Annotated in this window: 12 protein-coding genes; 5 read left to right on the top strand and 7 right to left on the bottom strand. The window is 64.0% G+C overall.

The genetic code is table 11. From position 1 onward, the window contains the following. The first annotated feature begins 154 nt into the window (after nucleotides 1–154). Entirely contained in the window at nucleotides 155–940 is a 786-nt protein-coding gene (locus tag IC232_RS01240) for a 3-hydroxybutyrate dehydrogenase (RefSeq protein WP_190843071.1), read from the top strand. Between the two features lie 251 nt (nucleotides 941–1,191). On the opposite strand, the gene pip is transcribed toward IC232_RS01240, so the two are convergent. Beyond that, a complete protein-coding gene (gene pip, locus IC232_RS01235) occupies nucleotides 1,192–2,136 on the bottom strand; it encodes a prolyl aminopeptidase (RefSeq protein ID WP_190843070.1) in 945 nt (314 codons plus the stop codon). 168 nt (nucleotides 2,137–2,304) lie between these two features. Between pip and IC232_RS01230 the strand changes: the two genes are divergently transcribed. The 4 genes from IC232_RS01230 to IC232_RS01215 all read left to right on the top strand — a co-directional run bounded on the left by IC232_RS01230 (nucleotide 2,305) and on the right by IC232_RS01215 (nucleotide 6,242). Next, nucleotides 2,305–3,378, top strand: coding sequence for an extracellular solute-binding protein (locus IC232_RS01230; protein ID WP_190843069.1), 1,074 nt, complete (start codon nucleotides 2,305–2,307; stop codon nucleotides 3,376–3,378). Between the two features lie 68 nt (nucleotides 3,379–3,446). Beyond that, nucleotides 3,447–4,532 (top strand): ABC transporter ATP-binding protein, encoded by a 1,086-nt coding sequence (locus tag IC232_RS01225; protein ID WP_190843068.1) that lies wholly within the window; start codon nucleotides 3,447–3,449, stop codon nucleotides 4,530–4,532. After that, nucleotides 4,529–5,398, top strand: coding sequence for an ABC transporter permease (locus IC232_RS01220; protein ID WP_190843067.1), 870 nt, complete (start codon nucleotides 4,529–4,531; stop codon nucleotides 5,396–5,398). The genes IC232_RS01225 and IC232_RS01220 overlap by 4 nt, the downstream gene beginning before the upstream one ends. Nucleotides 5,399–5,402: 4 nt before the next feature. Continuing rightward, on the top strand, nucleotides 5,403–6,242 hold the full coding sequence (locus IC232_RS01215) for an ABC transporter permease (protein WP_190843066.1): 840 nt from the start codon (nucleotides 5,403–5,405) through the stop codon (nucleotides 6,240–6,242). A gap of 321 nt (nucleotides 6,243–6,563) precedes the next feature. Here IC232_RS01215 and IC232_RS01210 read toward each other — a convergent pair whose 3' ends face one another. The 6 genes from IC232_RS01210 to IC232_RS01185 form a co-directional block, all read right to left on the bottom strand. Further along, nucleotides 6,564–7,631 (bottom strand): dipeptidase, encoded by a 1,068-nt coding sequence (locus IC232_RS01210; RefSeq protein WP_190843425.1) that lies wholly within the window; start codon nucleotides 7,629–7,631, stop codon nucleotides 6,564–6,566. Between the two features lie 37 nt (nucleotides 7,632–7,668). Further along, nucleotides 7,669–8,448 carry an ABC transporter ATP-binding protein gene (locus tag IC232_RS01205; RefSeq protein WP_190843065.1) on the bottom strand — a complete coding sequence of 260 codons (780 nt, stop codon included), beginning with the start codon at nucleotides 8,446–8,448 and terminating at the stop codon, nucleotides 7,669–7,671. 2 nt (nucleotides 8,449–8,450) lie between these two features. Next, nucleotides 8,451–9,287, bottom strand: a complete 837-nt coding sequence (locus tag IC232_RS01200) for an ABC transporter ATP-binding protein (RefSeq protein ID WP_190843064.1) — start codon at nucleotides 9,285–9,287, stop codon at nucleotides 8,451–8,453. Beyond that, a complete protein-coding gene (locus IC232_RS01195; protein ID WP_190843063.1) occupies nucleotides 9,284–10,222 on the bottom strand; it encodes an ABC transporter permease in 939 nt (312 codons plus the stop codon). Before IC232_RS01195 ends, IC232_RS01200 begins: the two co-directional genes overlap by 4 nt. Next, the gene (locus tag IC232_RS01190) at nucleotides 10,222–11,199 is read right to left on the bottom strand and encodes an ABC transporter permease (RefSeq protein ID WP_409564839.1); all 978 of its coding nucleotides are present in this window, start codon (nucleotides 11,197–11,199) and stop codon (nucleotides 10,222–10,224) included. The genes IC232_RS01195 and IC232_RS01190 overlap by 1 nt, the downstream gene beginning before the upstream one ends. Before the next feature lie 88 nt (nucleotides 11,200–11,287). Beyond that, on the bottom strand, nucleotides 11,288–12,883 hold the full coding sequence (locus IC232_RS01185; RefSeq protein ID WP_190843062.1) for an ABC transporter substrate-binding protein: 1,596 nt from the start codon (nucleotides 12,881–12,883) through the stop codon (nucleotides 11,288–11,290). Between the last annotated feature and the right edge of the window lie 49 nt (nucleotides 12,884–12,932).

Raw genomic sequence — 12,932 nt, 5'->3', positions numbered from 1 at the left:
GAAGGGGAAAGGGACATGCGCCCGGCACATGGGCGAGCTCGCGCACGGAATCTGTTCCCCATGCTCCTTTTTGCTAGGCTCACCTCCATCGTGCCCTTCGTGCTATTCCACCTGCCATGTGATGCCTGGAGCCCAGGCCCAAGCGGAGAAGACCATGATCTTGACATCGAAAGCAGCCGTGATCACCGGCTCGACCAGCGGCATCGGCCTCGCCATCGCCCGCGCGCTCGCCAAGGAAGGCGCCAACATCGTCCTCAATGGATTGGGAGACGAGGCCGAGATCGAAAAGACCCGCGCCGGGATCGAGAGCGAGTTCGGTGTCAAAGCCGTCTATTCGCCGGCCAACATGCTCAAGGCCGACGAGATCGAGGAGATGGTCCGGCTCGGCGAGCGCAGTTTCGGCAGCGTCGATATTCTCGTCAACAATGCGGGCATTCAGTTCGTCTCGCCGGTGGAGGATTTCCCGGTCGAGAAGTGGGACCAGATCATCGCCATCAATCTCACATCGGCCTTCCACGCCATCCGCGCCGCCGTGCCTGGCATGAAGGCGCGCAAGTGGGGCCGCATCATCAACACGGCCTCGGCCCATTCGCTTGTCGCCTCGCCGTTCAAGTCTGCCTATGTGGCGGCCAAGCACGGCATCGCCGGCCTCACCAAGACTGTGGCGCTGGAAGTGGCGACGCACGGCATCACGGTGAACTGCATCAGCCCCGGCTATGTGTGGACGCCTCTCGTCGAGCGGCAGATCCCCGATACCATGAAGGCGCGCGGGCTCACCAAGGAGCAGGTGATCAACGACGTGCTTCTGGAGGCTCAGCCCACCAAGCAGTTCGTCACCGTCGATCAGGTGGCGGGGCTCGCCGTCTTCCTGTGCTCGGACGCAGCCAGCCAGATGTCGGGCGCCAACCTGTCCATGGATGGCGGCTGGACGGCGAAGTAAGTTTTTCACGATCGTCATCCCGGACGCCGCACAAGATCCGGGACCGCGTGCAGAACAGGGCACTAGAACCTCGACACTGTCATTCCCGCGAAGGCGGGAATCCATAACCGCCGGCAGTGCCGGACTGGTTCTAGGTCGTGGCTATGGATCCCGGGCTCCGCTGAGCGGCCCCGGGATGACAGTGCCAGGCTGGTCAAGGCGATCCCGGATCTTCGCTGCGCTCCGTCCGGGATGACGCTTGTCCGCTAACCTCATCCCCTCGCGAAGGCGTCCGTTGCTTCGATGAGATGATGCGTGATGCCGGGCTCGCTCACCGCGTGGCCCGCATCCGGCACCATGATGAACTGCGCCTCGGGCCAAGCCTTGTGCAGATCCCACGCGGTTTTAGGCGGCGTGGCCATGTCGTAGCGGCCCTGGATGATCACGCCCGGAATGCCCTTCAGCCGATGGGCGTTGCGGATGAGCTGTCCCTCCTCGAACCAGCCCTCGTTGACGAAGTAGTGGTTCTCGATCCGGGCGAAGGCGATGGCGTAGTGCTCGTCGCCGAAGATGTCGCTGTATTCCTGGTTGTGCAGGAGCGTGATCGTCTCGCCCTCCCATAAGCTCCAGGCGCGGGCAGCTTTTGCCTGGACGGCCGGATCGGGATCGATCAGGCGCTTGCGGTAGGCCGCCATGAGATCGCCGCGCTCCGCTTCCGGGATCGGCGCAAGAAAGCCCTCCCACTTGTCAGGGAAGATCCACGAGGCGCCCTCCTGATAGTACCAGAGCAGCTCCGAGCGGCGCAGCGTGAAGATCCCGCGCAGCACGAGCTCGGTCACGCGCTCCGGATGTGTCTCGGCATAGGCGAGCGCCAGCGTCGAGCCCCAGGAGCCGCCGAACACCATCCACTTGTCCACACCGATCATTTCGCGCAGGCGCTCGATGTCGGCCACCAGGTGCCAGGTGGTGTTGGCCTCCAGGCTGGCATAGGGCGTAGAGCGGCCGCAGCCGCGCTGATCGAACAGCAGGATGCGGTATTTCTCCGGGTCGAACAGCCGCCGCTGGGTCGGCGTGCAGCCGCCGCCCGGGCCGCCATGCAGGAAAACCACGGGTTTTCCTTTCGGATTCCCACACAATTTCCAATAGACACGATGACCATCGCCGACATCGAGCATGCCGGTCTCATAGGGTTCTATTTCGGGGTAGAAACTGCGCATGGCTGGAGGCTCCTGCAGAGAGAGTCCATCCATAGCCGGGAGAGCGGCCCCTGTCAGCATGGCCTTGAATTCCTAAGCCGGCTTCAAACCCCTAGCGCGTCGCGCAACTGTCATATAGTTTTGCAACTGGGGAACAAGGGCAAAGCCCAACCACACTGGAGGACGAGGATGTTGACGAAACGCGCCAGCCTGAAGCTGGCTACGGCTCTTGCCGCTCTCATGGTCGCCGGATCGGCACAAGCCGCCGAGAAGCTGCGGCTCCTGACCTGGTCGGGCTATGCGCCGGCCGATATCGTGGCGCAGTTCACGAAGGAGACGGGCATCGAAGTCGAGGTGACGACCTCGAACAATGAGGAGATGATCTCCAAGCTGCGCGCCACGCAAGGCGCTGGCTTCGATCTCGCTCAGCCGAGCCAGGACCGCATCGCCGGCCCGCAGGCGGAGTTCGGCATCTACAAGCCGCTCGATCTCTCCAAGCTGAAGTCCGATCAGTTCATCGGCTCGATGCTGGATGCGACGAAGAAGAACACCAGTGTGGACGGCAAGGTCTACGGCGTCCCCCATATCTGGGGCACGGACGGTCTCGTGGTGAACACCAAGGCCGCGCCGAAAGTGGCCGATTACAACGATCTCTGCGATCCCGCTCTCGCCGGCAAGACCAGCTTCCGCGCCAAGCGCCCGGCCCTGATCGCGTTCGCATTCGCCAACGGCATGGATCCCTTCGCGGCGTACGGCGATGCGAAGGCTTACGCGGCCCTGATGGACAAGGTCGGCGCCAAGCTCGCCGAGTGCAAGAAGAACGTGAAGTTCTTCTGGGAGGGCTCCGATCAGCTCCTCAACGCCGCGCGCTCCGGCGAGATCGTCGCCGCCATGGCCTGGGATACGGGTGGTTGGAAGCTCAACGCCGAAAATCCGGACATGAAGTTCATTGCGCCGAAGTCGGGCGCGCTCGGCTGGGTGGACACCTTCGCGATCCCCGCCAAGGGCCGCAATGACGATGCCGCCTACAAGTGGATCAACTTCAACATGCGCCCGGAGATAGCCGCAAAGGTCGCGGCTGCCGCCGGCAACTTCACGGCCTCGAATAGCGCCGACAAGCTCATGGAAGGCAAGCTGAAGGATCAGTTCGCCGAGAGCTTCCCGAAGGCCGCCATCGACAACATCCGCTGGTATCCGGCCGTGCCGGCTGGCCTCGAGGAGATCGAGGGCAAGGTTCTCGACCGCCTGAAGGCCGGTTCGTAAACCTCTTATCGTCGTGTTTCGTCGTCCCCCGACCCGTTCGGGGGACGACTCTTTGTATCGGCAGCGTCATGGCCTCTTCCACCGATCTCGACATCGTCAACGTCACGAAGCGCTTCGGCTCGTATGCTGCCGTCGATGACGTGAGCTTCAGCGTCGCGCCCGGCGAGTTCTTTTCGATCCTCGGTCCCTCCGGCTGCGGCAAGACCACACTGATGCGCATGATTGCCGGGTTCGAGCACCCGACATCCGGGGACATCCGCATCCGCGGGAAATCAATGCTGGGTGTTCCGGCCAACAGGCGCCCGGTCAACATGGTGTTCCAGAGCCTCGCGCTCTTTCCCATGATGAGCGTCGGAGAAAACGTCGCTTATGGGCTCACTTGCCGCGGCGTATCCCGTGGGGACGCCGAGGAGCGCGCGAGCCGCATGCTGGAGCGCGTCGGCCTCAAGGGTTTCGGTGAGCGCCGCGTGACAGCGCTCTCGGGCGGCCAGCGGCAGCGCGTGGCGATTGCCCGCTGCCTCGTGCTGGAGCCGACCCTCGTGCTCCTCGACGAGCCGCTCGGCGCCCTCGATCTGAAATTGCGCGAGCACATGAAGATCGAGTTGAAACAGCTCCAGGGCACGTTCAACACCACCTTCGCCTATATCACGCACGACCAGTCCGAAGCCCTCGTCATGTCCGACCGCATCGCCGTGATGAACCAGGGCCGTTTCGAGCAGGTGGGCAGCCCGCGCGAGCTTTATCACAGCCCGGCCACACCCTTCGTGGCGAGCTTCGTCGGCGAGACGAACCGCCTGCAGGGCGAGGCGGCTTCCGCTTCCAACGGCACCGTTGCCGTTCGCCTGTCATCGGGCGCCATCGTGCAGGGGCAGGGGAGTGCAGCCGCGAAGGCGGCGCTTGCCTTCGTGCGCCCTGAAGCTGTGGCCCTCGCGCACGATCCTTCATCGTTGAGCAATCTGCCCAACCGCTTCGAGGGCCGCGTCTCGGCCGTGCTGTTCGACGGGGCCGCTTCGAGCCTGCTCATCGACACCGCCGGCTTCGAGCAGCCGGTGCGCGCCGTGCTGCCGCAAGCAGGTCCGCTCGCCGGCATCCAGGTCGGTGCGCCTGTCCATGTGGGCTGGACGGCGGATGCCATGAAGGTGTTCGCCGCATGATCGCGAAGCAGGCCTCACGCCTCACGCTCTTCCTGCTGCTCGCCCCCGCCATCCTGTGGCTCGGGCTTCTCATCGTGCTGCCGCACGTGGAGATCCTCGTCCTCTCCTTCAGCGAGCGTGTGGCGCCGCGGGTCTATGCCTTCGGGTTCGGCAACTATCTCGAGTTCTTCACCGAGCCGCTCTACTGGCGCACCTTCGCCCGCACGGCCTTCATGTCGATCCTGGTCACGGCGCTCACGCTGGTGCTCGCCTTTCCCATCGCGCTCTATATCGCCCGCGTGGCGCAAGGCCGCCTCAAGGCCATGCTGTTGCTGCTCTGCCTGTTGCCGTTCTGGGTGTCGGAGCTGGTGCGCACGCTTGGCTGGATGATCCTGCTGCGCGAGACCGGCATGATATCCTACGCGCTGCGCTCCATCGGTCTCGCGGGTCAACCGGTGGAGCTTCTCTACAACGATGGCGCGGTGATCCTCGGCCTGATCTATGGCGGCCTGCTGTTCATGATCGTGCCGCTCGCCAATGCGCTGGAAAGCCTGGAGCCTGCGGTCGTGGAAGCCGGCTACGATCTCGGCGGCAGCCGCTGGACCGTGCTGCGCCGCATCGTCATTCCCCATGCCATGCCGGGCATCGTGGCAGGCTGCATCATCGTGTTCATGCTCACCGTCGGCAACTTCGCTACGCCGGTTCTGCTCGGCGGCAAGAACGGGCTGTGGTTCACCGAGCAGATCTACGCGCAGTTCATCACGCGCTTCAACTGGCCCCAGGGAGCTGCCTTCGGCATGCTGCTCCTGCTCTTGTCCTCCGCCATCGTGTGGCTGGGCCTGCGCCTCACCGGCCAGAGCCTCGGCACCACCCTGAAGCAGGCCTGACGCCATGAACCGTCCGTCTCTCAGTTGGAAGCTTTACATCGTGGCGTTCTACCTGTTCCTGTTCACGCCACTTCTCGTCGTGGCGATCTTTGCCTTCAACGCAAGCCCGTTCCCATCACCGCCCTGGCGCGGCTTTACGCTGGAATGGTTCACCGGCTCCGGGGCTGTCGTCGGCAAGCCCGGCGTGCTGGTCGATCCGATCTGGCTGGAGAGCATCGGCAACAGCTTCAAGGTCGCCATTCCGGTTGCGCTGCTCGCGGTGCTTCTCGGCACGGTGAATGCCTGGGTGCTGGAGCGCGCGGAGTTTCGCGGCAAGACGTTTGTCGTCATGATGATGCTCTGGCCGCTGGTCATCCCAGGCGTGGTGCTCGGCATTTCGATCCTGGCCTTTTTCTCGCGCGTGACGAACGGGCTCGAGGACTGGCTTCAGACCGATCTCGATTCTCTGCGGCCCGGCCTGCCGCTCGTGGTGTTGGGCCAGCTCTCCTTCATCCTCACCATCGCGACGCTCATCATCGCCGCCCGCCTGCGCAAGTTCGATCGCTCACTGGAGGAAGCCGCCTTCGATCTCGGCGCCACCCGCGCGCGGGTGCTGCGCACCGTCACGCTGCCTTTCTTGAAACCCGCCCTCATTGGCGCCGGACTCGTAGCGTTGCTGATGTCGTTCGAGAACTTCAACACCACCCTGATGCTCGTAGGCTCCGAGGCGCCGCTGCCGATCGCCATGTACGGACAGATGCGCGAGGGCGCGTCACCGGCGATCAACGCGGTGAGCCTGCTGCTCATGCTTGGCGTCGGTGGCATCGCGAGCGTGTTCGCGCTCAACTCGAAGGCGGAGAGGTAAGTTCGCTACCACGTCGTCACCGGCCTTGTGCCGGCCGTGAAGGGATAAGGTGTCATCCCGGACGGCGTAAGCCGATCCGGGATCGCTTCAACCAGTCCAGCATTGTCATCCCGGGGCTGCGCAGCAGAGCCCGGGATCCATAAACGCCGACGATGCAGAACGAGGCGCGACGCCGTTCGCTCTCTTCTGAAACGTCGTGGTTCTGGATCCCCGCCTGCGCGGGGATGACAGCGTTGAGGATCCAGTGTCTTGTTCTGCATACGATCCCGGATCTGCTCTCCGCTTGTCCGGGATGACCATAGATGATCGTAGTCGAACCGATCACCGCCCCCAGGTGCGCTCCAGAACATTGACCCAGTTCTCGTAGCAGAGCTTGCGCAGGGTGGCTTCGTCATAGCCGTGGCGGCGCATGGCGTCGACGAGGCGGGGCAGGCCGCGCACGTCGCCGATCTCGGCCGGGATCGTCGCGCCGTCGAAATCGGAGCCGAGGCCGACGCCGTCCACACCCACATGGTCGATCAGGTGATCCATGTGCCGGATCATCTCCTCCAGGGGCGTGTCGTCGTTGCGCATGCCGTCGGGGCGGATGAACGAGGTGGCGAAGTTCACGCCCACCATGCCGCGGCTCTCGCGGATCGCGCCGAGCTGCTTGTCGGTGAGGTTGCGCGAGTGGCGGCAGATCTCCCACGCATTGGAATGCGTGGCGACCAGTGGCGCATCCGAGAGCCGCGCCACATCCCAAAACCCCTTCTCGTTCAGGTGCGAGAGATCGATCATGATCTTGAGGCGGTTGCAGGCGCGTACCAGCTCGATGCCGCGATCCGTCAGGCCCGGGCCGGTATCCGGTGTCGAGGGATAGCGGAACGGCACGCCGTGGCCGAAGATGTTGGGGCGGCTCCAGACGGGTCCGATGGAGCGCAAGCCGCTCTCGTAGAGCACGTCGAGCATGTAGAGATCGGGGTCGATGCCTTCGGCGCCCTCGATATGCAGGATGGCCGCGAGCTTGCCGGTCTCGATGCAGTGGCGGATGTCCGCAGCCGTGCGGCAGATCTTGACCTCGCCCTTCGAGGCGCGCTCGATGCGGATGAGCAGCGCAGCCATGTGCGCCGTCACCTGCTGGCTCGTCGGGAGCGGGAGCGGCGAGGAGAGCGGCACATCGTACTGCGCCTGGGCCATCAGCTCATCCACATCGACGCCCACGCTCTCGGACGGCACATAGACGGCGAAGAACCCGCCAATGAGGCCGCCCTGCTTCATCCGCGGCCAGTCGAGGTGGCCGATATTGTCGCCTTCGAGGAAAGCCTGCTCGGGCTGGATCTTACCGCGCATCAGGCGCAGCAGCACGTCGTTGTGACCATCGAAGACAGGCATCAGAGTAGAGCTGGGCATCATTTCACATCAAAATAGGTGGCGGAAAAAAGCGTCGTTAAGCGGCAGGAGCTTGAGCCGGCAGCGGGGCAACCCGCGTGAAGCCCTGGCTCGCTTGAATCAGCGACTGCGTATAATCGTTCGAGGCTGCGCCCGAGCGCAGGGCAGCCGCGGTCGTTTCCTCGACGGCTTCGCCATGCTGCATGACGAGCAGGCGCTCGCACAAGTGGGCCACGACGGCGAGGTCGTGGCTGACCAGGATATAGGTCAGGCCCAAGCGCCGGCGCAGGTCGTCAAGAAGATTCAGGATCTCGGCCTGCACCGAGGCGTCGAGCGCCGAGGTCGGCTCGTCGAGCAGCAGCACCTTCGGGCGCAGGATCAGCGCACGGGCGATGGCAATGCGCTGGCGCTGGCCGCCGGAGAGCTGGTGCGGGTAGCGGAAACGGAAGGAGGGGCTGAGGCCCACCTCCTTCAGAGCCTGGAGGATGCGCGCCTCCGCATCCTTCTCGCCATGGATCGCCAGCGGCTCGGAGAGCGTGCGGTCCACGGTGTGTCGTGGATGAAGCGAGGCATAGGGGTCCTGAAACACCATCTGGACCGTGCGGTAGAAGGCCTTGCCGCGTGGCGTGGTGACGGCATTGCCATGGACGCTCACGCGGCCGCTGGTGATTGGTGCGAGCCCGCAGATGGCGCGCAGCACGGTCGACTTGCCGGAGCCGGACTCGCCCACGAGCCCATAGGCCGCCCCTGGCTCCACATGGAAGCTCACGTTCTTGACCGCATCGACCCGCATGCGACCGGTGCCGTAGACGACTTGAAGGTTCTGAATATCGAGCATCGTTAGAGCGCCCATGCGGGATCGCGGTTCAGGGTCGGCAACGGACGAACGTCATCCGCGAGCGTCGGCAGGCAGCGCATGAGGCCCTGGGTATAGGGGTGCTTGGCCTCCCGCAGGTTCTTCGCCTCCAGTTCCTCGACCACGCGGCCGGCATACATGACCAGCACCCGATCGCAGAAGGAGGAGACGAGCTTGAGGTCGTGCGAGATGAAGATCAGGCCCATGCCGCGTTCCGAGACGAGCTCGTCAAGAATGCGCAGCACCTCCATCGAGACTGTCACATCGAGGGCCGAGGTCGGCTCGTCGGCGATGAGAAGATCCGGATCGGTGACCAGCATCATGGCGATCATGGCGCGCTGCCCCATGCCGCCGGAGACCTCGTGCGGGTAGAGGGAGAAAACACGGCCGGGATCGCGCATCTTCACGGCTTCCAGCATGGCGAGCGCCCTGTCGCGGGCCTCCGCCTTGCCGGCTTTCACATGGGCCTGATAGGCCTCGATGATCTGCTCGCCGATGGTCATGACCGGATTGAGCGAGTATTTCGGATCCTGCATGACCATGCTGATGCGCCCGCCGCGCAGGGTGCGCAGGGTGCGTTTTGAGGCTTTCTGCAGGTCGATTCCGTCGAAGGCGAGGCGCTTGGCCGTCACCTCGCCGGGCGGCGGGGTGAGGCCGAGAATGGCGCGGCCCGTCTGCGACTTGCCGGAGCCGGACTCGCCCACGATACCGAGGCGTTCGCGGCCGAGCTGGAAGGACACGCCGCGCACCGCTTCCACGGTGCCGGTGCGCAGATGAAAGCGGACGCGCAGGTCCTCGACGTCGAGAAGCGGCTTGGTCATTTGGCGGCCTTCGGATCGAGAACGTCGCGCAGGCCGTCGCCCAGCAGGTTGAAGCCGAGGCTCACCACGAAGATGGCGATGCCCGGCATGGCGGCGACCCACCATTGGTCGATGAGGTAGTTGCGGCCCGTGGCCACCATGGCGCCCCATTCCGGCATCGGTGGCTGCGCCCCGAGGCCGAGGAAGCCGAGGCCCGCGGCCGTCAGGATGATGCCGGCCATGTCAAGCGTCACACGCACGATCAGCGAGGAGAGGCAGAGCGGCACCACATGACCGAGGATGATGCGCGGCGTCGAGGCACCCTGCAGTTTCACCGCCGCGATGAAGTCGCTGTTGCGGATCATCAGGGTCTCGGCGCGCGCGATGCGGGCATAGGGCGGCCAGGAGGTGATCGCGATGGCGATAATGGCGTTCTCGATGCCTGGCCCTAAGGCCGCCACGAAGGCGAGCGCCAGGATCAGGCGCGGGAAGGCCAGGAAGATGTCGGTGATGCGCATCAGCACCGTGTCGACCCAGCCCCCGAGGTAGCCGGAGACGGTGCCCACCAGAAGCCCGATGGGGGTTGCGATCAGGGCCACCAGAACGACGATGAAGAGCGTGACGCGAGAGCCGTGGACGATGCGTGAGAAGATATCACGGGCCTGATCATCCGTGCCGAGCCAATAGGTCTCGCTCGGTGGCAGGAGGCGCTGCGTGCGCAGGTCCCCGCCGGTGACCGGCGAGTAGGGCGCAATGACGTCGGCGAAGATCGCCACAAGGATCAGCAGAATGACGATGCCGAGGCCAACGACGGCGAGCGGGTTCCGGGAGAAGGAGCGCCAGCCGAGATAGAAGCGGCCGAGTCGCGCCTGCCAGCGGGAATGGGGCTCCGGGGACAGCAGCCAGGCCCGCATGCCGGACGGCTCAGAGGTCAGGGGAAGAGGGGCGCCGGTCATCAGCGGGTCCTCGGATCAAGCAGGCGGTAGAGCAGGTCGGACACGAGATTGAGCAGCACGAAGGCGGTTCCGATCACGAGGGTTCCGCCGAGCACTGCGTTCATGTCCGCGTTCTGCAGGGAATTGGTGATGTACTGGCCCAGGCCCGGCCACGCGAAGATCGTCTCCGTGAGCACGGAGCCTTCGAGCAGGTTGGCATAGGACAGGGCGATCACGGTGATCAGAGGAACGGCGGCGTTGCGCAGGGCATGGCGCCAGATCACCCGCATCTCGGACAGGCCCTTCACCCGCGCGGCGATCACGTATTCCTGCGCCAGCTCGTTGAGCATGAAGGAGCGCGTCATGCGGCTGATATAGGCCAGCGAGAAATAGCCGAGCAGGCAGGCGGGCAGGATGATGTGCGAAACCGCATCCCAGAACGCGTCCCACTGGCCCTGCATGGCGGTGTCGAGGAGCACGATGTTGGTGACTGGCGTGTAGAGGTAGGAATAGGTCACGTCGAGGCGGCCCGGTCCCGCCACCCAGCCGAGCTTGGCATAGAAGACAAGCAGGCCCATGAGGCCGAGCCAGAAGATCGGAATGGAGTAGCCGGCAAGGCCCAGCACGCGTACGAACTGGTCGATGAAGCTGCCGCGCTTGACGGCGGCGAGGATACCGAGCGGGACACCGAGGACGACACCGATCAGGGTGCCGAGGGTGGCAAGCTCCAGCGTCGCGGGAAACGTATTGGCGATGTCCGTCATCACCGGATTGGTGGTGAGAACCGAATTGCCGAAATCGCCCGTCACGGCCTTCTTCAGATAGATCCAGAACTGCTGAATGAGCGGCAGATCGAGGCCGAGTTCCTGGCGGACGCGCTCGTAAACCTGCGCAGGAGCCCGGTCGCCCACGATGGCGATCACGGGATCGATGGGGACGACGCGCCCGATGAAGAAGGTGACGGCGGCAAGGCCGAGAAGCGTCGTCATCAGGACCATGACGAACTGGGCGACGTTCTTAAGGGAGGAGCGGAGGGCACTTGCATGCCCTCCGCCCCGATTCATGACTGCTGAAACCATCGAAGCGTCAGTTCTTCTTTACCTGTGACAGGTCGTTGTCGCTGAACGACGGACCGAGGATGAAGTTCTCCACGTTCTTGCGCACGGACGCGACTTCCGTCTGCTGCAGGAAGAGCACGAAGGGGCTGTCGTCGAGAACCGCCTTCTGCAGCTCCTTGTACATCTGTGCGCGCTTCTCTGCGTCGCGTTCCATGACTGCAGCGCGGGTCTTGGCAGTCAGCGGGCCCGGATCCCAGGCATTGCGCCAAGCGAGCGGCTTCGCCTTGGCTTGGTCCGAGTTGTCGTCGTTCGCCGCGAAGGTGTCGGCGTTGGAGTTCGGGTCCTGATAATCCGAGCCCCAGTTGCCGATGTAGATGTCGTGCTGGCGGGCACGATACTTGGTCAGGGCCTGCTTCGAATCCATCGGCAGGATCTCCAGCTTGACGCCGGCCTGAGCGAAGGTCGATTGCATGGCCTGGGCGACACCCATGATCTCGGGGGTGGAGCGGGTGTCCATCGTCACCGAGAAGCCGTCCTTCAGGCCGGCCTTGGCCAGAAGCTCCTTCGCCTTGGCGACGTCGAGCTTGTACGGGTTGGAGGTCTCGGCACCGAGGAAGCCCTTGGGCAGGAAGTTCTGATGAACGTCGCCCTTGTACTTCATGATCGTATCGGCGATCGCCTGATAATCGACAAGATACTTCAGAGCCTGACGAACCTCGGGCTTGGCTAGGTTCGGGTTCTTCTGGTTCAGGCCGAGATAATAGACCGTACCCTTCGGAGCGCTCTGAACCTTGATGTCCGGGTTCTTGGACATCGCCGTGATCTCTTCAGGGTTCAGGCTGCGGGCCACGTCAATGTCGCCCTTCTCGAGCAGGAGGCGCTGGCTGGCGGTCTCCTTGATGTGGCGGAAGATCACGCGGGCGAGAGGGGTCTTCTTCTCGTAGTGCGGGTTGCGCTCGAGGACGAGAACCTCGTTGGCCTTCCAGTCGCGCATGATGTACGGGCCCGAGCCGGCATACTTGGTCTTCAGCCAGTTGTAGCCCCAGTCGCCGTCCTTCTCGTTCTGGACGAGCAGCTTCTTCTCGACAATCGAGGCAACCGAGTTGCCGAGGCAGTAGAGAACGAGGGTCGGGGCGTAGGGCTTGTCGACCTCAATCGTGAGCTCGAGCGGACCGGTCTGCTTGATCTTGTCCTTCACATTGTCTTTCGTGAAGCCGAACTGGCCCAGGATGAAAGCCGGGGACTTGTCGAGCGATACGGCGCGGTGGAGCGAGTAGACCACATCCTCGGCCGTGATGTTGCTGCCGGAGGCGAATTTCTTGTTCGGGCGGATCTTGAAGGTGTAGGTCTTGCCGTCCGGGGAGACGGTCCAGGACTCGGCGACTTGGCCGGAGATCTTGGACACGTCCTTGATGTCATAGGTGATCAGGCGCTCATAGGTATTGCCCATGATCTCGGAGGCGCTCAGCTCGAACACCTCGGCCGGATCGAGCGAGATGATGTCGTCCATCTGCCAGGCCTGGACCAGGGTGTCGGCCGGCGTGGCTGCCTTTACGGCAGAGAAAGAAGTCGCCATCACGGTAACCATGGCGGCGGATAGGATAAATTTCGGAAGACTTGTCATAGGCCAGTTCCCTCGCAGCGCTGGGTGCGCTTCTTGTGCGCCCGTATGA

This window comes from Microvirga sp. (assembly GCF_014699075.1).
Taxonomy (GTDB): domain Bacteria; phylum Pseudomonadota; class Alphaproteobacteria; order Rhizobiales; family Beijerinckiaceae; genus Microvirga.
This window is presented reverse-complemented; position numbering and strand designations above follow the sequence as displayed.

Bases quoted from the DNA above. Each gene is read 5' to 3' on its own strand.
- IC232_RS01240 (WP_190843071.1), top strand. From the start codon at position 155: ATGATCTTGACATCGAAAGCAGCCGTGATCACCGGCTCGACCAGCGGC.
- pip (WP_190843070.1), bottom strand. From the start codon at position 2,136: ATGCGCAGTTTCTACCCCGAAATAGAACCCTATGAGACCGGCATGCTC.
- IC232_RS01230 (WP_190843069.1), top strand. From the start codon at position 2,305: ATGTTGACGAAACGCGCCAGCCTGAAGCTGGCTACGGCTCTTGCCGCT.
- IC232_RS01225 (WP_190843068.1), top strand. From the start codon at position 3,447: ATGGCCTCTTCCACCGATCTCGACATCGTCAACGTCACGAAGCGCTTC.
- IC232_RS01220 (WP_190843067.1), top strand. From the start codon at position 4,529: ATGATCGCGAAGCAGGCCTCACGCCTCACGCTCTTCCTGCTGCTCGCC.
- IC232_RS01215 (WP_190843066.1), top strand. From the start codon at position 5,403: ATGAACCGTCCGTCTCTCAGTTGGAAGCTTTACATCGTGGCGTTCTAC.
- IC232_RS01210 (WP_190843425.1), bottom strand. From the start codon at position 7,631: ATGCCCAGCTCTACTCTGATGCCTGTCTTCGATGGTCACAACGACGTG.
- IC232_RS01205 (WP_190843065.1), bottom strand. From the start codon at position 8,448: ATGCTCGATATTCAGAACCTTCAAGTCGTCTACGGCACCGGTCGCATG.
- IC232_RS01200 (WP_190843064.1), bottom strand. From the start codon at position 9,287: ATGACCAAGCCGCTTCTCGACGTCGAGGACCTGCGCGTCCGCTTTCAT.
- IC232_RS01195 (WP_190843063.1), bottom strand. From the start codon at position 10,222: ATGACCGGCGCCCCTCTTCCCCTGACCTCTGAGCCGTCCGGCATGCGG.
- IC232_RS01190 (WP_409564839.1), bottom strand. From the start codon at position 11,199: ATGGTCCTGATGACGACGCTTCTCGGCCTTGCCGCCGTCACCTTCTTC.
- IC232_RS01185 (WP_190843062.1), bottom strand. From the start codon at position 12,883: ATGACAAGTCTTCCGAAATTTATCCTATCCGCCGCCATGGTTACCGTG.